General features: G+C 71.3%; 17 protein-coding genes. 9 read left to right on the top strand and 8 right to left on the bottom strand.

Annotated elements, in window-relative coordinates; all coding sequences use genetic code 11:
- Positions 1 to 159 precede the first annotated feature (159 nt).
- Positions 160 to 1,275, bottom strand: coding sequence for an allantoicase (alc, locus tag C1703_RS32835; RefSeq protein WP_114256245.1), 1,116 nt, complete (start codon positions 1,273 to 1,275; stop codon positions 160 to 162).
- A gap of 36 nt (positions 1,276 to 1,311) precedes the next feature.
- Complete coding sequence (gene allB / locus C1703_RS32830) at positions 1,312 to 2,652, bottom strand: allantoinase AllB (RefSeq protein ID WP_114256244.1); 1,341 nt, start codon at positions 2,650 to 2,652, stop codon at positions 1,312 to 1,314.
- Positions 2,653 to 2,815: 163 nt separating this feature from the next.
- Between allB and C1703_RS32825 the strand changes: the two genes are divergently transcribed.
- The gene (locus C1703_RS32825; protein WP_114256243.1) at positions 2,816 to 3,613 is read left to right on the top strand and encodes an IclR family transcriptional regulator; all 798 of its coding nucleotides are present in this window, start codon (positions 2,816 to 2,818) and stop codon (positions 3,611 to 3,613) included.
- Positions 3,610 to 4,296 carry a DUF6304 family protein gene (locus C1703_RS32820; protein ID WP_114256242.1) on the top strand — a complete coding sequence of 229 codons (687 nt, stop codon included), beginning with the start codon at positions 3,610 to 3,612 and terminating at the stop codon, positions 4,294 to 4,296. The genes C1703_RS32825 and C1703_RS32820 overlap by 4 nt, the downstream gene beginning before the upstream one ends.
- Positions 4,297 to 4,315: 19 nt before the next feature.
- On the opposite strand, the gene C1703_RS32815 is transcribed toward C1703_RS32820, so the two are convergent.
- Positions 4,316 to 4,645 (bottom strand): DUF5955 family protein, encoded by a 330-nt coding sequence (locus tag C1703_RS32815; RefSeq protein ID WP_114256241.1) that lies wholly within the window; start codon positions 4,643 to 4,645, stop codon positions 4,316 to 4,318.
- Positions 4,646 to 4,869: 224 nt separating this feature from the next.
- Here C1703_RS32815 and C1703_RS32810 point away from each other — a divergent pair, with 224 nt between their 5' ends.
- Positions 4,870 to 5,484 carry a nucleotidyltransferase family protein gene (locus C1703_RS32810; RefSeq protein ID WP_114256240.1) on the top strand — a complete coding sequence of 205 codons (615 nt, stop codon included), beginning with the start codon at positions 4,870 to 4,872 and terminating at the stop codon, positions 5,482 to 5,484.
- Between the two features lie 205 nt (positions 5,485 to 5,689).
- The gene (gene aceB / locus C1703_RS32805) at positions 5,690 to 7,315 is read left to right on the top strand and encodes a malate synthase A (RefSeq protein WP_114256239.1); all 1,626 of its coding nucleotides are present in this window, start codon (positions 5,690 to 5,692) and stop codon (positions 7,313 to 7,315) included.
- An 11-nt stretch (positions 7,316 to 7,326) separates the two neighbouring features.
- On the opposite strand, the gene C1703_RS32800 is transcribed toward aceB, so the two are convergent.
- Together C1703_RS32800 and C1703_RS32795 are read right to left on the bottom strand one after the other, a co-directional pair.
- Positions 7,327 to 7,596 carry a SelT/SelW/SelH family protein gene (locus tag C1703_RS32800; RefSeq protein ID WP_114256238.1) on the bottom strand — a complete coding sequence of 90 codons (270 nt, stop codon included), beginning with the start codon at positions 7,594 to 7,596 and terminating at the stop codon, positions 7,327 to 7,329.
- On the bottom strand, positions 7,593 to 8,498 hold the full coding sequence (locus C1703_RS32795; protein WP_114256237.1) for a HipA family kinase: 906 nt from the start codon (positions 8,496 to 8,498) through the stop codon (positions 7,593 to 7,595). The genes C1703_RS32800 and C1703_RS32795 overlap by 4 nt, the downstream gene beginning before the upstream one ends.
- A gap of 129 nt (positions 8,499 to 8,627) precedes the next feature.
- On the opposite strand from C1703_RS32795, the gene C1703_RS32790 reads away from it, so the two are divergent.
- Positions 8,628 to 9,335 (top strand): SDR family oxidoreductase, encoded by a 708-nt coding sequence (locus C1703_RS32790; protein WP_114256236.1) that lies wholly within the window; start codon positions 8,628 to 8,630, stop codon positions 9,333 to 9,335.
- 22 nt (positions 9,336 to 9,357) lie between these two features.
- On the opposite strand, the gene C1703_RS32785 is transcribed toward C1703_RS32790, so the two are convergent.
- Complete coding sequence (locus tag C1703_RS32785; protein WP_114256235.1) at positions 9,358 to 9,933, bottom strand: TetR family transcriptional regulator; 576 nt, start codon at positions 9,931 to 9,933, stop codon at positions 9,358 to 9,360.
- A gap of 123 nt (positions 9,934 to 10,056) precedes the next feature.
- On the opposite strand from C1703_RS32785, the gene C1703_RS32780 reads away from it, so the two are divergent.
- Both C1703_RS32780 and C1703_RS32775 read left to right on the top strand, forming a co-directional pair.
- On the top strand, positions 10,057 to 10,884 hold the full coding sequence (locus C1703_RS32780; protein WP_114256234.1) for an SDR family NAD(P)-dependent oxidoreductase: 828 nt from the start codon (positions 10,057 to 10,059) through the stop codon (positions 10,882 to 10,884).
- A 174-nt stretch (positions 10,885 to 11,058) separates the two neighbouring features.
- Positions 11,059 to 11,969, top strand: a protein-coding gene (locus C1703_RS32775) for an IS5 family transposase (protein WP_198678204.1) whose coding sequence is annotated in 2 segments (ribosomal slippage) — positions 11,059 to 11,407 and positions 11,407 to 11,969 — 912 coding nt in all. Because the reading frame shifts where the segments join, the coding sequence is not laid out codon by codon here.
- On the opposite strand, the gene C1703_RS32770 is transcribed toward C1703_RS32775, so the two are convergent.
- On the bottom strand, positions 11,966 to 12,646 hold the full coding sequence (locus C1703_RS32770) for a TetR/AcrR family transcriptional regulator (protein WP_114256233.1): 681 nt from the start codon (positions 12,644 to 12,646) through the stop codon (positions 11,966 to 11,968). The genes C1703_RS32775 and C1703_RS32770 overlap by 4 nt on opposite strands.
- Positions 12,647 to 12,773: 127 nt before the next feature.
- On the opposite strand from C1703_RS32770, the gene C1703_RS32765 reads away from it, so the two are divergent.
- Positions 12,774 to 14,222: a DHA2 family efflux MFS transporter permease subunit gene (locus C1703_RS32765; protein WP_232840663.1), complete on the top strand. Its 1,449-nt coding sequence runs from the start codon at positions 12,774 to 12,776 to the stop codon at positions 14,220 to 14,222.
- A gap of 164 nt (positions 14,223 to 14,386) precedes the next feature.
- Here C1703_RS32765 and C1703_RS32760 read toward each other — a convergent pair whose 3' ends face one another.
- Positions 14,387 to 15,205, bottom strand: coding sequence for a response regulator transcription factor (locus tag C1703_RS32760; RefSeq protein WP_232840662.1), 819 nt, complete (start codon positions 15,203 to 15,205; stop codon positions 14,387 to 14,389).
- Positions 15,206 to 15,787: 582 nt separating this feature from the next.
- Here C1703_RS32760 and C1703_RS32755 point away from each other — a divergent pair.
- Positions 15,788 to 17,560, top strand: a complete 1,773-nt coding sequence (locus tag C1703_RS32755) for a biotin carboxylase N-terminal domain-containing protein (RefSeq protein WP_114256230.1) — start codon at positions 15,788 to 15,790, stop codon at positions 17,558 to 17,560.
- Positions 17,561 to 17,601 lie beyond the last annotated feature (41 nt).

Here is a 17,601-nt window from a genome sequence, read left to right as displayed (position 1 = left end):
AGCACCCGCGCTGTCAGGCCGTGCACCCCAGCACTCGTGCGGCCAGATCGGTGCGCACAAGCACCCGTGCGGCCCAATGGTGCACCCAGTACCCGCGCGGTCAGGCCGTGCACCCCAGCACCCGTGCCGTCACGCTGTGCGCCCCACCGGGCAGCCGCGTCAGCCGCCCAGTTCCTGGTGGCGGGCCGCCAGTCGGCTCGTGCCCTCCTGGGTCAGGGAGCCGAAGAGGCGCAGGCGGGAGATGCCGCCGTCGGGGTAGATGTCCACGCGCGCGTGCGTGCCGACGGCCGGTTCCGGGAGGACGAAGCGGTGGTTGGTGTCGGGCTGGAGGCGGGTGCGGGGCAGGATCTCCCGCCAGTCGCCGTCCTCGCCGTCCCTGACGGACACGGAGGCCCAGCCGGCGCTGTTGCCCTTGAGGTAGGCGGTGTCGATCTCCAGGGCGCGGATCTGCGCCTGGGCGGCGAGCCGGTAGCGGATCCAGTCGTGGCCCTGGTCGCGGCGGCGGCGGGTCTCCCAGCCGTCGTCCATCTTGCGGGAGCGGCCCGGCTGGATGGTGTTGGTGGCGGGCGAGTAGAAGAGGTTGGAGGCGTCCTCGACCTGGCCGCCGTTCTCCAGGGCGACGACGTCGAAGGTGCCCAGGACCGCCAGCCACTCGGGGTCGGGGACGACCTCGCCGTACACGCGCAGGCGGGCGATGCCGCCGTCGGGGTGCTGGTTGACCCGCAGGTGGGTGAAGCGCTGCTCGACGGCGACGGCGAAACCGTTCGCCGCGTGGCCGCCGACCGCGGTGCGCGGCACCAGGGTCGTCCACTTCACGTCGTCCCCGAGGAGTTCCTCCGGCGACGGGGAGCCCGCGACGCAGGTGCCCTCGACGGACACGGCCTGGGGGTAGTTGCCGCGGAAGTGGGCGGTGTCGACGACGATCCCGCGGATCACGCCGGGGGCGCCGAGGCGGACCAGCGCCCAGTCGTGGTCCTCGGCGGTCGGCCACGGGTGCTCGGCGGAGGCGCCCCGGCGGCGGCGCGTCTCCCAGCCGTCCATGATCTTGCCCTTGTGCCCGAAGTGCTCGGGGTCGAACTCGGCGCGCTCGGGCACCAGCAGGTTCTCGCGCTGGGCGAAGAACTCGTCGTTGGCGGCGATGACCCCGGCCCCGAGGTGCCGGTCGGCGAGGTTGGCGTACTGGGTGAAGGGGAAGTCGGCGGTGCGGTAGTCCGCGTACGGGTCGCCGCCTCCGTAGGGGTTCGCGTCGCCGGTGAAGCTGGGAATCGCCGTCACGATGATCAGGTCTTCCTTTCGGGTGGCCGGGGGGATTCAGTGGGTCCGGGTGAGGAGCCGCCCCTTCGGTTCGGTGAACTCGCCGTCCGCGACGATGCGCTGTCCGCGCAGCCAGGTGGACTTCACGACGCCGTACAGGGTCTTGCCCGCGTAGGCCGTGACGCGGTTGCGGTGCTGGAGGGAGGCGGGGTCGACGGTGAAGGTCTCGTCGGGGGCGAGGACGGCGAAGTCGGCGTCGCGGCCGGCGGCGATGGCGCCCTTGCGGTCGTCGAGCCCGACGAGTTCGGAGGTCCGCGCCGACATCCAGCGGACGACGTCCTCCAGGCCGTGTCCGCGCCTGCGGGCCTCCGTCCACACCGCCGCGAGGCTCAGCTGGAGTCCGGAGATGCCGCCCCAGGCCGTCGCGAAGTCGTCGGTCTTGAGGTCGGCGGTGGACGGGGAGTGGTCGGTGACGACGCAGTCGACGGTGCCGTCGGCCAGCGCCTGCCAGAGCAGGTCCTGGTTGGCGGCCTCGCGGATCGGCGGGCAGCACTTGAACTCGCTGGCGCCGTCGGGGACTTCCTCGGCGGTGAGGGTCAGGTAGTGGGGGCAGGTCTCCACCGTGATGCGCACGCCCTCGGCCCGCGCCTCGGCGATCATCGGCAGGGCGTCGCTGGACGACAGGTGCAGCACGTGCACGCGGGCGTCGAGGGCCTTGGCCTCGCGGATGAGCTGGGCGATGGCGCTGTCCTCGGCGTCCCGGGGGCGGGAGGCGAGGAAGTCGGCGTACCGGGGGCCGGGCCGCTGCGGGGCGGAGGCGAGGCGGTGGGGGTCCTCGGCGTGCACGATGAGCAGGCCGTCGAAGGCGGCGATCTCGGCCATCGTGCGGGCGAGCGGGTCCCGCTCCAGGTGCGGGAACTCGTCCACGCCGGACGGCGACAGGAACGCCTTGAAGCCGAAGACCCCGGCCTCGTGCAGCGGGCGCAGGTCCTTGATGTTGTCGGGCAGGGCGCCGCCCCAGAAGCCGACGTCTATGTGCGCCTTGTCGGCGGCGACCTGCTGCTTGGTGCGCAGGTGGGCGACGGTGGTGGTCGGCGGGAGGGAGTTGAGGGGCATGTCGACGAGGGTCGTGATGCCGCCGGCCGCCGCGGCGCGGGTGGCGGTCCAGAAGCCCTCCCACTCGGTGCGGCCCGGGTCGTTGACGTGCACGTGGGTGTCGACCAGGCCGGGCAGCAGGACGTGGTCGCCCAGGTCCTCCAGGCGGGCCCCCTGCGGTACGGGGGCGTCGTAGGGGAGGACGGCCGTGATCGTGCCGCCGGAGACCGCGACCGATGCGGCGCGCGTCCCCTCGGGAGTGATGACACGTGTCGAGCGGAGCACCAGTTCAGCGTCGGACACCCGAACCCCTTTCTTCAACGTTCTGTTGAAGGAGTCTTCACTCCCGTTCCGGCCCCGTCAAGGGCACACTGCTACAGGGCACACCAGCACCCCACCCCTGGACTTTTCCACAAAGCGGAATTAATATCCCGGGAAGCGAAATGCTACCCGAAAGGAACGCCCCGTGCCGACGTCCAGCGCCAGCACCACCGACTCCGCCCGGTCCTCCGCCAACGGCGGGGTCCAGTCCCTGGAGCGCGCCTTCGACCTGCTCGAACGGATGGCGGACGCGGGCGGCGAGGTCGGCCTGAGCGAACTGTCCGCGAGCAGCGGACTGCCCCTGCCGACCATCCACCGCCTGATGCGCACGCTGGTGGCCTGCGGGTACGTACGTCAGCAGCCCAACCGGCGGTACGCGCTCGGCCCGCGCCTGATCCGCCTCGGCGAGTCGGCCTCCCGGCTGCTGGGCACCTGGGCGCGGCCGTACCTCGCCCGGCTGGTCGAGGAGACCGGCGAGACGGCGAACATGGCGCTGCTGGACGGGGACGAGATCGTCTACGTGGCGCAGGTGCCGTCGAAGCACTCGATGCGGATGTTCACGGAGGTCGGCCGGCGCGTGCTGCCGCACTCCACGGGCGTGGGCAAGGCCCTGCTCGCCGGTTTCCCGCCGGAGGAGGTGCGGGCCCTGCTCGCCCGGACGGGCATGCCCGCCGCCACGGACAAGACGATCACGACGCCCGACGGGTTCCTCGCGGCGCTGGAGGACGTGCGCCGCCAGGGCTACGCGATCGACGACAACGAGCAGGAGATCGGGGTCCGTTGCCTCGCGGTCTCGGTGCCCGACTCCCCCACCGCCGCCGCCATCTCCATCTCCGGCCCGGCGGGCCGGGTCACGGAGTCGGCGACGGAGAAGATCGTGCCGGTGCTCCAGCAGGTCGCCGGCGAACTGTCCGAGGCCCTGGCCAGCCAGAGTCCCGCGTGACGGGCTTACAGCGCTGGCCCGGCCGGTACACCGACCGGCACGGCTCGCAGGAGGTCGTCTTCGAGACCGACGGCCGGGAGCTGATCCGTACGACGATCCGGGGCGTCCTCTTCGAGGGCGACAGCATGGACGACCTGGGCGCGCTGGCCGGTGAGCCGCCCGAGGCGATGTTCCGCTTCCTCCACGGCGCCCTCTGCTCCTGCCTGCTGGAATGGCGGCTGCCCCTGCCCGTCGAGTGCGCCGGGCAGGGCGTCCGGGAAGGGGTGCTGCACTGCGCCCTGCGGCTGCCGGACCCGGCCGCGGGCACCGCGCCCGGCGCGGACGGGGAGAGGCTGGTCCTCACCCTGCGTCTCGACGGGCGGGAGTACGGCGGCGCGGACGACTGCGGGGACTTCGAGAACGGCCTGTACGCGATCCAGCGCGAACTGCCCCCGGGCGCCCGGCTCAAGGCGTGCATCGCGTGCGCCTGGTCCGACTACAGCCCGGCCGGCCACGGCCTGATGGCCGGTCTGGCCTGCTTCCGGGACGTCAAGGCCCGCTACCGGCAGGTCGACGGCAAGCAAGGCCCCCGGGGCGTCTTCGCGATCTGGCCGGCCCACACGGAACTGGTCCAGGAGACCTGGCTCTGCGGCGACTTCGAGCCCCGGGGCGCGCACACGGGCTACCGGGGCACCTTTCCGTAGCGCCGGCCAGGCGCCAGGACTAGCCCTGTCCGCGCACCGGCCCTCCGAAGAGGTCCACCGCCCGGCGGACCTCCGCCAGCCCGGGGGACAGCGCGCTCACCGAGCCGATCGCGCCGGCGATCAGCAGCAGCGAGCTGTGCAGCCGCGGGATCTCGGGGATGCCGTCGGCGGCCATGGCGTCCAGGGCGGCGAGTTCCTCCTCGGCGATGCTCCGGTCGGCGAACTCGCCGGGATGAGCGGCGAGCCGTCGGCGCAGCCGGGACACGGCGGAGCGCAGCTCCGTCACGCGCGGATCCGCCTCGTCGCCCGCCACGGGCCGCTGCCGCTTCTGCTCCACGCTCCGCAACACAGTCCTCCCCCTCGCACCTCGCCGTGCGCGTGCCCTTCCGACGCGAAGTCCCCCACACCGGGCCTCGGCCCGACGCCCGGCCGGTCGGTGCGGGCGACAGTAAACGACGCGGGCCGCCAGGCGCCAGTCCATTGCGTCATCGACTTGTTTCGCTGCGTGACTTTCCGGCCCCGGGGGCGCGAGAGACCCGGGGCGCGGCAGCCCTGCTGCGGTATGCAGGTTCCATGACGACAAGGGAGACGACGGACGGGGCGGGTGCGGTTGCGGGGCTGCTGCTGGCCGCGGGAGGCGGGCGGCGGCTGGGCGGGCGTCCCAAGGCGCTGCTCCCCCACCGCGGCAGGCCGCTCGTGGAGCACGCGGTGCGGGTGCTGCGCGAGGGCGGCTGCGCCCGTGTGCACGTGGTTCTGGGCGCGCGGGCCGAGGAGGTACGCGCACGGGCCGCCCTGGCGGGGTGCGTCCTCGTCGACAACCCCGCCTGGGAGGAGGGCATGGGGACGTCCCTGCGGGCCGGGCTGGACTCGCTCGCCGGTACGGGCGCCCGGGCGGCCCTGGTCGCGCTCGTCGACCAGCCCGGCATCGGGCCGGCGGCGGTGGCCCGGGTCCTGGGGGCCTACGAGGGCGAGGAGTCGCTCGCCTCGGCGGCGTACGAGGGAGTGCGCGGCCATCCGGTCCTGTTCGGCGCCGCCCACTGGGCGGGGATCGCCACGACTGCCCTCGGGGACCAGGGGGCACGCGCGTATCTGAAGCAGCACGAGCCGGCGATCTCGCTCGTCGAGTGCGGGGACGTGGCCCGGCCCTTCGACATCGATACGGAGGCCGATCTGGCGCACCTGGAGTGAGCGGGGTGGCACGGAGCGCCACCTTGCCTCGACTCAGAGAATCTCGACATCAACAGACGATTGAACTTCCACCATGAGGAAACTACTATCCACTGTTCAGAAGCGCCCGCCGGCTCCCCGGGCGCCGAACGCCGTATCCGGGAAGACTGGCACCGGGTGCCACCGCCGACTCGTCTTCACAGCTCGCTGAAGGAAGTGACCGTTCATGTCCGCTCCAGCGCCGTCCCCGCTGGCCATCGTCGACGCCGAGCCCCTGCCCCGGCAGGAGGAGGTCCTCACCGAAGCGGCGCTCGCCTTCGTGGCCGAGCTGCACCGGCGGTTCACGCCCCGGCGTGACGAGCTCCTCGCCCGCCGCGCCGAGCGCCGCGCCGAGATCGCCCGTACCTCCACCCTCGACTTCCTCCCGGAGACCGCCGCGATCCGCGCCGACGACTCCTGGCGGGTCGCCCCGGCCCCGGACGCCCTGAACGACCGGCGGGTCGAGATCACCGGCCCCACCGACCGCAAGATGACCATCAACGCGCTCAACTCCGGCGCGAAGGTGTGGCTCGCGGACTTCGAGGACGCCTCGGCGCCCACCTGGGAGAACGTGGTCCTCGGCCAGCTCAACCTGATCGACGCCTACACCCGGAACATCGACTTCACGGACCCGAAGTCGGGCAAGTCGTACGCCCTGAAGGCGAACGAGGAACTCGCCACGGTCGTCATGCGCCCCCGCGGCTGGCACCTGAACGAGCGTCACCTCGTCGACGCGGACGGCACCCCGGTGCCCGGCGCGCTCGTCGACTTCGGCCTGTACTTCTTCCACAACGCCAAGCGCCTGCTGGGCCTGGGCAAGGGCCCGTACTTCTACCTGCCCAAGACCGAGTCCCACCTGGAGGCCCGCCTCTGGAACGAGGTCTTCGTCTTCGCGCAGGACTACGTCGGCGTCCCGCAGGGCACCGTCCGCGCGACCGTGCTGATCGAGACGATCACGGCCGCGTACGAGATGGAGGAGATCCTCTACGAGCTGCGCGACCACGCCTCCGGGCTGAACGCGGGCCGCTGGGACTACCTGTTCTCCATCGTCAAGAACTTCCGTGACGGCGGCGCCAAGTTCGTGCTGCCGGACCGCAACGCGGTGACGATGACGGCCCCGTTCATGCGCGCCTACACCGAACTCCTCGTCCGCACCTGCCACAAGCGCGGCGCGCACGCGATCGGCGGCATGGCGGCCTTCATCCCGTCCCGCCGGGACGCCGAGGTCAACAAGGTCGCCTTCGAGAAGGTCCGCGCCGACAAGGACCGCGAGGCGAACGACGGTTTCGACGGCTCCTGGGTCGCCCACCCCGACCTCGTGCCGATCGCCATGGAGTCCTTCGACAAGGTCCTCGGCGACAAGCCGAACCAGAAGGACCGGCTGCGCGAGGACGTCGACGTCAAGGCGGCCGACCTGATCGCCGTCGACTCGCTGGACGCCAAGCCGACGTACGCGGGCCTGGTCAACGCCGTGCAGGTCGGCATCCGTTACATCGAGGCCTGGCTGCGCGGCCTCGGCGCCGTCGCCATCTTCAACCTCATGGAGGACGCGGCCACCGCCGAGATCTCCCGCTCGCAGATCTGGCAGTGGATCAACGCCGGGGTCGTCCTCGACAACGGCGAGCAGGTCACCGCCGACCTGGCCCGCAAGGTCGCCGCCGAGGAACTCGCGAACATCCGCGCCGAGATCGGCGACGCGGCCTTCGCGGCGGGCAACTGGCAGCAGGCCCACGACCTGCTCCTGAAGGTCTCCCTCGACGAGGACTACGCCGACTTCCTGACGCTGCCGGCGTACGAGCAGCTCGAGGGCTGACGGCGGGACCGCTAGCGCTCCGAGTGGCCCAGGGACTTCCCCGGGGCCACTCGGTCGCGTACGGCCTTCTTCACGGCCGTCGGCTCCGGGAAGCCCTGCTCGCGGCGGTCCCAGACGACCTCGCCGTCGACGCGGACGACGAACACGCCGCCCTTGCCGGGCTTCAGGGCCAGCTCCGTCAGTTCGGTCTCGAAGGTCGTCAGCAGTTCCTGCGCCAGCCAGGCCGCGCGGGGCAGCCAGCGGCACTGCGTGCAGTACTCGATCTCGACACGGCCACTCATCGGATGTGCACCGACCCGTCCTGTTCGACCGCGGGCCTGCCGTGCAGATCCGGGACCTGCCTCAGCCACGCGGGGCGTCCTCGCTGGTTCCTCGCCGTCCGCAGGGCCTGCTCGGCGGCGACCTCCTCCCGGCTGGGGAAGTCGGTGGGCAGCCACTGCGCCGAGGCGCCCACGCGCGCGTGCAGGTACGCCACGTACGCCTGGCGGGCCTCGCCGGGAGAGGCGAAGCCGGTCAGCCAGGCGTCCGGCACCTCCGCCACGATCTCCCGCAGCAGCTCCTCGGTCACCTTGGGCGCCAGCTCCGCGTCGGCGGCCCGCACGTCCGGGGCGTAGTGGCCGAGGGCGTGGTGCCGGAAGTCGTAGGCCTTGGCGGGGTCGGTGCCGTCCCAGCGGTGGTGGAAGACCAGGGCCGCCCCGTGGTCGATCAGCCACAGGCGCGGGGGCGCGACGCCCAGGGTGGGCCAGATCATCAGGTTGGAGCTGTGGACCGTACGGTCGACGTTGGCGGTCAGGGCGTCCAGCCAGACGATCCGGCCCGCCTCCAGCGGGTCGACGGGGAAGGCCTTCGCGACCTCCGGGGTGAAGTCCCGGGCGCCGGGCAGGTAGTCCATGCCGAGGTTGACGCCGGCGCTCGCGCGGTGGAGGTCCCGCACCTCCTGGTGGGGCTCGCCCGCGGCGACCTCCGGGTCGAAGTGCACGAGGACCAGCTCGGGGAACCGCAGTCCGAGGGCGCGGGCCAGTTCGCCCACGATCACCTCGGCGACGAGCGCCTTGCGGCCCTGGGCGGAGCCGGTGAACTTCACGACGTAGGTGCCCAGGTCATCGGCCTCGAAGACTCCGGGGACGGAGCCGCCGGACGTCAGGGGTGCGATGTAGCCGGTGGCGGTGACCTCTCTCAACATCCTCCACCCTGTCTCCCCTGCGCGAAGTGAGCATAGTAACCAACGGTGGTTCAGAGCAGTGTGAGAGGTGTTTCACGTTCTTGTGAAGCGGGTGGCGCGCCGGCCGGGCCATAGGGGGAGGGTGGCTCCATGACCATCACATTGATCACGGGTGCCAACCGGGGGCTGGGCAAGGAGACCGCCAGGCGGCTCATCGCCGCCGGGCACACGGTGTACATCGGGGCCCGCGACAAGCGGCTCGGGGAAGAGGCCGCGGCGGAACTGGGCGGTCGCCCCCTGGCCCTCGACATCACGGACGACGCGTCGGTACGGGCGGCGGCGGAGCAGGTCGGCGCGGAGGCGGGGTGCCTCGACGTCCTCGTCAACAACGCCGGGATCATCGGCCCGGGCAATGACGCCCACGACGCCACCGCGGAGCAGGTCCGCACCACCTACGAGACCAACGTCTTCGGCGCCGTCCGCGTGACCCATGCCTTCCTGCCGCTGCTGGAGGCGAGCGAGTCGCCCGTCATCGTCAACGTCAGCAGCAGTCTGGGCTCTCTCGGGATCGCCGCCGCCCCGGAGCGCCATACGTCGATCCTGCCCGTCTACTACCCCGCCCTGGCCTACAACTCCTCGAAGGCCGCGCTGAACATGATCACGGCGCAGTACGCACGCACCCACCCGAAGATGCGGATCAACGCCGTCGACCCCGGCCACACCGCGACGGATCTGAACGGGCATACCGGGCCGCAGACGGTGGCCGAGGGGGCCGACATCATCGTCCGCATGGCCCTGATCGGCCCGGACGGGCCCACGGGCGGGTTCTTCGGCAACGACGGGCCCGTCCCGTGGTGAACGCCGGCCGGCGGGTCCGCCGTCAGCGTGCGGACGTGCCCAGCAGAACGGCGGCGACCTGCTCGAAGTAGGGCGAGATCTCGTCGACGCACGCCTCCGAGAGGGCGGGCGTGTGGGCCAGCGAACGCGCGACCGTGATCCCCAGCAGCCACGCGGTCAGGAGTTCCGCGCGCAGCTCGCGGTCCGGCAGGTCGACGAGCTGCTCCAGGGCCTGCACATAGTCGTGATGCAGCTGCGCGTTGAGCCGTTCCCGGCAGTCCGGCCGGCCCGAGGACATCAGCAGGGCGGCGAGGGGATGGCCGCTCTCGGAGCCGGCGGACTGCCGCATGGCCGCGTGGAGCAGGCGCGTCGGCACGTCCTCCGGGACGTCGGCGGGCTCCGTCCCGTACTCCTCGGCGGCCTGCGCCGCCTGCTCGAACAGCTGCTCCTTCGAACCGAAGTAGCGGAAGATCAGCGCCGGATCGACCCCCGCGTCGCGGGCGATGTCCCGGACGCTCGTCGCGTCGTACCCGCGGAGGGCAAAACGGGCCCGGGCCGCGGCGAGCAGGGCGGCCCGGGTGGCGGCGCGGTCACGCTTGCGCTTCACGGGCTGAGGCATCGGCGTCCCCTCCAAGTCAGCGGTCGTTGACATCTTACGGCGGGGATGCGTAGCTTGAGACAAGTCATCGATCGATGACTTATGGAGCTGCTGCCCACCGCGCGCAACGCAAGGAGACTTCTCATGAAGACGGTCGTGATCACCGGCGGCAACGACGGGATCGGCAGGGGGCTGGCCCAGGAGCGTCTGGAGCGGGGAGACCGGGTCGTCGTGATCGGCCGCAGCGCGGACAAGGGGCAACGGTTACTCGCGGAGGCGGAGAAGCGCGGCGCCGGCGAGCGCGCCCATTTCGTCGCGGCCGATCTGAGCCTGGTCGGCGAGAGCCGGCGGGTCGTCGGCGAGCTCACCGAGACCTTCGGCGCCCTCGACGCCCTGGTGCTGTGCGCACGGTTCTTCCGGTCCGCCCGCGCCGAGACGGCCGAGGGGTACGAGAGCACCTTCGCCCTGGAGTACCTCAGCCGCCATGTGCTGAGCCATGGGCTGACCGACGCGCTGGAGAAGTCCGAGTCCCCGGTCATCGTCAACGTGTCGGGTCCGGGCATCCCCAAGCCGCCCATCCGGTGGGACGACCCCCACTTCCGCGCCGGCTACGACGGCCTCGCCGCGCAGCGGCACGCGGGGATGGCGAACGACCTGCTCGGCGTGGCCTACGCGGCCCGCAACGGCAGCGGACGCACCCGGTACGTGCTGGTCAATCCGGGGAGCACGGCGACCAGCTTCGCCGGGGAGTACGACCCGGTGACCAAGTCCCAGGTCGAGATGATCAGGCGGATGGGCAAGCCGGTGGAGCAGGCCGTCGCGCCGATCGCGGAGGTGATCGACGCCCCGCCCGCCGAGCCGCTGAGCGCCTTCGTCGAGGGGCAGCGGATCGGGGTGGACGACCCGCGGCTGTTCGATCGCGAGGCCGCCGCGCGCCTGGCCGAGTTCACCGAGCGGCTGCTGGCCCGCTAGCGGAACCGCTCTCCGGGCCCCGCCAGGCCGGGACAGGCCCGGGGAGCGGGGAGAGAAGCGTCCGGTGGGGCGCCGACACGGTCGGCGTCCCACCGGGCGCTTCCTGGTTCGGGCGACGTGTCCGAGCACCGGGGCGCCTCCGCTTCGGCTAGGCACTGTCTGATAATTGATCTTGTGGTGGGTCGAGGTGAGTTGACGGATGCGGCATGGGAGCGGATAGCGCCCCTGCTGCCTGGTGTTGACGGTCGTGGTCGTCCGTGGCGGGATCACCGGCAGGTGATCAACGGGGTGTTGTGGCGGTTGCGGACCGGTGCTCCGTGGCGTGACCTGCCGGAACGCTACGGGCCGTGGCAGACGGTCTATGAACGGTTCGCCCGCTGGGAGGCGGACGGAACCTGGGCTCGCCTGCTCGAACAGGTCCATGTCCGCGACGACTCCGTCGGAGCCGTGGAGTGGACCGTGTCTGTCGACTCCACGATCAGCCGGGCCCATCAGCACGCCGCCGGAGCCCGCAAAAAGGGGCGGCGGCGGGGGACGAACTGGAAGATCCGGCACGCCCGTCGGCTGGCCAGGCGCTGGGCCGGTCCCGCGGCGGGCTGACCACCAAGCTCCACCTCGCCTGCGACGGCCGGGGCCTGCCCCTGGCTGTCGTCATCACGCCCGGCAACGTCAACGACTCCACCGTCTTCGACATGGTCATGGACGAGCTGAGGGTGCCCCGGACCGGCGCCGGGCGCCCCCGCCTCAGGCCCGATGCGGTCGTCGCGGACAAGGCGTACTCGTCCCGGGCGATCCGCCAGTCCCTGCGACGCAGAGGCATCCGGGCAGTGATCCCGGAGCGGGCGGACCAGAAGGCCAACCGCCTGCGGCGAGGGAAGGCCGGCGGCAGACCGCCGGCCTTCGACCGCGAGCTTTACAAGGCCCGCAACGTGATCGAACGCTGCTTCAACCGCCTCAAGCAGTTCCGCGCGATCGCCACCCGCTTCGACAAACTCGCCACCCGCTACAAGGCCGGAGTCCACCTCGCCGCACTCATCCTCTGGCTCCGCGAACCCAACCAAGATCCTTTGTCAGACAGGCCCTAGGGCCGTTCGGCCGGCGCCGCGGCGGCCGGGACCCCGAAGGCCCGGTAGAACGTGCCGGTCGCCGACCGGGCCAGGGAGCTGAGTTCCTCGTCGGGAAGCCGGCGGGTCCCGAAGCGGGACCGGCCCTCGGCGGGGCCGGTGAGGAGCGCGACGAACTGCTCCGCGGCCTCCGCCGGATCGGGTGTGCGCAGGTGGCCGCTGAGGGTGAGTCGCGCGAACCGGTCGGCCAACGCCTCGGTGACCCGGCTCGTCCCGGTGGCCTGCACGGTCTCCAGCAGTTCCGGGAACCGGTGGGCCTCCGCGCAGAGCAGCCGTCGCAGGGCCCGGGACTCGTCGCTGCAGTAGCAGCGGAGCAGGAGCCGGCCGACGTCCTCCAGCGTGCCGCGCAGATCGTCGGCCGGCGTGGCGAGCCGCTCGACGACCCTCAGATTCTCGGCGAGGGCGGTCTCGGCGGCCAGCTTCACCGCGTGGTGGAAGAGGTTCGCCTTGTCGTTGAGGTGGTTGTAGACGGTCGGCTTGGCCACGCGCGCCTCGGCGGCGATCTCCTTGACGCAGGCGTTGGCGTACCCCTCCCGCGCGAACACGGTGAACGCGGCATCCAGGATCGCCTGCCTCTTGTCGATGCGGCCGCGTGGTGCCTGGCGTCGCGACGCTGCTGTCGAGGTTGCTTCGGTCACCTGGGCATCGTACCTGAGGTCCCTCTTAATTGAACCAGCAGGTTCAATTCTATGGTTGCGTCGGTACTCGTCAGATAGCTACATTGAACCCCTTGGTTCATTTTCCCTGGAGAGCAACGGAGGAGTCGTGACGCAATTACGGACCGACCGCCTGGAACCCGCTCTGGTGCGGTTGATCGCCGTGGTCCTGCTGGGCGGGATGCTCGGCATCCTCAACAGCACCATGGTGTCGGTCGCGCTCGATCCCCTGAGCGAGGAGTTCGGTGCGTCCATCGGCGCCATCGGATGGGCCTCCACGGGCTTCCTGCTGGCCGTCACCGCTCTGATCCCGTTCACCTCCTGGGCCGTCGACCGGTTCGGCAGCAAGCGGATGTGGCTCATCGGCCTGACGCTCTTCCTGGCGGGGTCACTTGCCTGCGCGCTCGCCTGGAACGTGGGCAGCCTCATCGGCTTCCGCGTCGTGCAGGGACTGGGGGCGGGCATTCTCGACCCGTTGGTGCTCGTGCTGCTGGCGCGTGGCGCCGGGCCCGCGCGCGCCGGCCGGGTCATGGGGCTGATGGGTGTCGTCCTCTCGCTCGGGCCGGTGCTCGGTCCGGTCGCCGGCGGCGCCATCCTCGAAGGCCTCTCCTGGCGCTGGATGTTCTGGCTCAGCGTCCCCCTCGGCCTCCTCGCGCTGCTGCTCGCGGTGAAGGTCGTCCCCTCCGACGAGCCGAGCGGCGCGGAGCCCGCCCACCACCGTCTCGACGTCATCGGGCTGGCCCTGCTCGGGCCGGGTTTCTCGGCCCTGGTCCTGGCGCTGACCCAGAGCGCGGAGCGGAGCGCGTTCGTCGACGGACTGGTCCTCGTCCCGCTCGCCCTCGGTGTGGCGATGCTCATCGCCTACGCCACGCATGCCCTGCGCGTCCGGCGTACGCCCCCGCTGATCGACCTGCGCCTGTTCAGGAGCAGCAGTTTCACCGCGAGCGTCTCGGTGATGACGCTGAACGGTCTGGCCACGTTCGCGAGCCTGTTCGCCCTGCCGCTGTACTACCAGCAGGCGCACGGTCACGGCACGCTGGCGGCCGGCCTGCTGGTGACACCGATCGGCCTGGGCGCCGCCATCGCGATGCCGCTGGCCGGAACCCTCAGTGACCGGATCGGCAGCCGGAGCCTGGCCCGAGGGGGCGCCGTCGCCGCGGCGCTGGGCGGCCTGTGGCTGACTCAGATCTCCGCCGACACGTCCGAGGTGTGGCCGTCGGCAGCGGCGCTGATCATGGGCGCGGGCATGGGCTTCGTCGGCGCGCCGACGATGGGCTCGCTGTACCGGACCCTGCCGGGGCCGCTGGTGCCGCAGGGCAGCTCCGTGCTCTACATGCTCAACCAGCTCGGCGCGGCCGTCGGCATCGCCCTCGTCACCGTGATCATGAAGACCATGGGCGACGGGGACGTGATGAGCGGCATCCACGGCGTCTACTGGTTCACCATCGCGACGCTCGCCCTGGTGGTGATCGCCACGGTCTTCCTGCCGGGGCGGTCCGAGGACGCGCCCGCGGCCGCCGCGGGGCCGGCCGAGGAGGCGGCCACCGTCTCCCGGTAGCGGCCACCGGTGCCCAGGGGCACACGAGGAGGCCGCCGTTCCGGGCACGCGCTCGGAACGGCGGCCTCCGGAGCGCCACCCGAGGGCGGGACGCGCTTCAGGACGCACACGCCGGCCCGGGGCCGGGAGGCGGCACCAGGATCATCCGAAATCCCCCCGCCAGATCACGGATGGCCGAGCCGGAATCCGACTCCTCGGATCGTGACGATCCAGCTGCTCGACCCGAGCTTGCCCCGCAGACTGCTGACATGGGTGTCGAGGGTGCGCCCCTGGCGCGACCAGGCGTCGTCCCAGACCTGCGTCAGCAGCTGACGACGGGAGAAGACGGCGCCGGGCTGCGAGGCGAGCAGATGGAGGAGATCGAACTCCTTGCGGGTCAGCTCCACACGCCGCCCGTCCACCCGGGTCTCGCGGGTGTCGGCGTCGATGCGCAACGAGCCGTAGGTGATGACCCGCGCGGCCGGCTGCCGGGAGCGGACCCGGCGCATCACCGCTTCGATCCGGGCCAGCAGTTCGCGGAAGCCGTACGGTTTGACGACGTAGTCGTCGGAGCCCGCCTGGAGCCCGAGTACGCGGTCGAGTTCGGTGCCGCGGGCGGTGACCGCGATGATCGGCGTCTCGCTGGTGGCCCGAATGCCCCGGCACACCTCCAAGCCGTCCAGGTCGGGCAGGTCGAGGTCGAGGAGGACGAGGTCGGCGCTGTGATGCGCTTGCAGTGCCTTGACACCGGTGGTCACGCTCTGGGCGCGGTGGCCGTGTCTGCGCAGCCCTTCCACCAGGGTGTCCGCGGCCTGCTTCTCGCTCTCGACGACGAGGACCCGCAGGGCCCGGCCGCTCGTGGCGGCTGATCGCTCCGCGACGACCGGAGGTGAGGGTCTGTCAAGGTGGTGAGTCACCGAGTGCGTTTCGCTCGGGCGCTGCATGTGGTGGTCGACGGGTAATAAGGCCATCCGGTCCATCCACTCCTCCGGACGTCGCGTCATCAAGTGTTGAACGACAGTCGGACGGTAACAAGCATTCCCGTCGGTTTGTCAATGAGGACACCGAGGGGTAAGACGGGTGGAATATCCGACATTTACCCATGCAACATGCCCGCAAGGTGTGCACGCGTAAGCGGAAAGTGATCAGAGCAGGTATCGAACGAGACGTTTCGGTTTGGTTACCGGGTCTTTGCGCTTCCCGGGGGTTCGCGGCCGTGAACTGCTGCGGGTCTCGGGCACGCACGTCGCGGTCCGCATCGCGTGCCGCGCGACACCCGGAACGTACGTTAACTGTGCATTGCAGGCGGTCTTCGGGTGGGGGAAACGAACCGTAAGGAGGAGGTGGTGCGGTCACTCAGCGTGGTGGTGAGAAGTAGCTCTCAATCTCGCCGACTTGACACACGTCTGACGTTCTTCTGAGGCTCCTCTCGCGTTCCTGACCGCGTCTGCGGAAAGCTGAAGAAGTCTGAATCGGCCCTTGTTGAACGAGCGTTGGCCGGCGGCGCAGGCTGATGGGCGGGGCCGGGGCGTCGCATCCGAGGCCTCGGAAATCCAGGTTGCCGAGCGAGTCGGGAGAAAGCCGTTGTGCGCAAGGTGCTGATCGCCAACCGTGGCGAAATCGCTGTCCGCGTGGCCCGGGCCTGCCGGGACGCCGGGATCGCGAGCGTGGCCGTCTACGCCGACCCGGACCGGGACGCGTCGCATGTCCGCGCCGCGGATGAGGCGTTCGCCCTGGGCGGTGACACCCCGGGCACCAGCTACCTCGACATCGAGAAGGTGCTGAAGGCCGCGCGGGAGTCGGGCGCGGACGCGATCCACCCCGGCTACGGCTTCCTCTCCGAGAACGCCGACTTCGCCCAGGCGGTCCTGGACGCGGGCCTGATCTGGATCGGCCCGCCCCCGCAGGCGATCCGCGACCTCGGTGACAAGGTCGCCGCCCGGCACATCGCGCAGCGCGCCGGCGCCCCGCTGGTGGCGGGCACGCCCGACCCGGTCTCGGGTGCGGAGGAGGTCGTCGCCTTCGCCGAGGAGCACGGGCTGCCGATCGCCATCAAGGCCGCCTTCGGCGGCGGCGGCCGCGGCCTGAAGGTCGCCCGCACCCTCGAGGAAGTCCCCGAGCTGTACGACTCGGCGGTCCGTGAGGCCGTCGCCGCGTTCGGCCGGGGCGAGTGCTTCGTCGAGCGCTACCTGGACAAGCCGCGCCACGTGGAGACGCAGTGCCTGGCCGACACCCACGGCAACGTCGTGGTCGTCTCCACCCGTGACTGCTCGCTGCAGCGCCGCCACCAGAAGCTGGTCGAGGAGGCCCCCGCGCCGTTCCTGTCCGAGCAGCAGGTCGCCGAGCTGTACCGCGCGTCGAAGGCCATCCTGAAGGAGGCCGGCTACGTCGGCGCCGGCACGGTCGAGTTCCTCGTCGGCCTCGACGGCACGATCTCCTTCCTGGAGGTCAACACCCGCCTGCAGGTGGAGCACCCGGTCACCGAGGAGGTCGCCGGCATCGACCTGGTGCGCGAGATGTTCCGCATCGCCGACGGCGAGGAACTGGGCTACGACGACCCGGTCCTGCGCGGTCACTCCTTCGAGTTCCGCATCAACGGCGAGGACCCGGGCCGCAACTTCCTCCCGGCGCCCGGCACGGTCACCACGTTCGCCCCGCCGTCCGGCCCGGGCGTGCGCCTGGACGCGGGCGTGGAGTCCGGCAGCGTGATCGGCCCGGCGTGGGACTCGCTGCTGGCCAAGCTGATCGTCACCGGCCGCACCCGCAAGGAGGCCCTGGAGCGCGCCGCCCGGGCCCTGGAGGAGTTCCAGGTCGAGGGCATGGCCACCGCCATCCCGTTCCACCGCGCGGTGGTGAAGGACCCCGCCTTCGCGCCGGAGCTCACCGGCTCGTCCGACCCGTTCACGGTCCACACCCGGTGGATCGAGACGGAGTTCGTCAACGAGATCAAGCCGTTCGCCGCGCCGGCCGACGCCGAGACGGACGAGGAGCCGGGCCGCGAGACGGTCGTCGTCGAGGTCGGCGGCAAGCGGCTGGAGGTCTCCCTGCCGTCCTCGCTGGGCATGTCCCTGGCCCGTACGGGACTGGCGGCGGGCGCCAAGCCGAAGCGCCGCGCGGCGAAGAAGTCGGGCCCCGTCGCCTCCGGCGACACCCTCGCCTCCCCCATGCAGGGCACGATCGTCAAGGTCGCGGTCGAGGAGGGCCAGGAAGTCAAGGAAGGCGACCTGGTCGTCGTCCTGGAAGCCATGAAGATGGAACAGCCCCTCAACGCCCACAAGTCCGGCACGATCAAGGCCCTGTCCGCCGAGATCGGCGCGTCGGTGACCTCGGGCGCGGTGATCTGCGAGATCAAGGACTGACAGGCGGCGGGAATCAAGGGACGAAGTCCTTGGGGAATCCA

The sequence above is a fragment of the Streptomyces sp. Go-475 genome (assembly GCF_003330845.1).
Classification (GTDB): domain Bacteria; phylum Actinomycetota; class Actinomycetes; order Streptomycetales; family Streptomycetaceae; genus Streptomyces.
The sequence above is the reverse complement of the archived record's forward strand: the minus strand, read 5'-3'. Positions and strand labels throughout refer to the sequence as shown.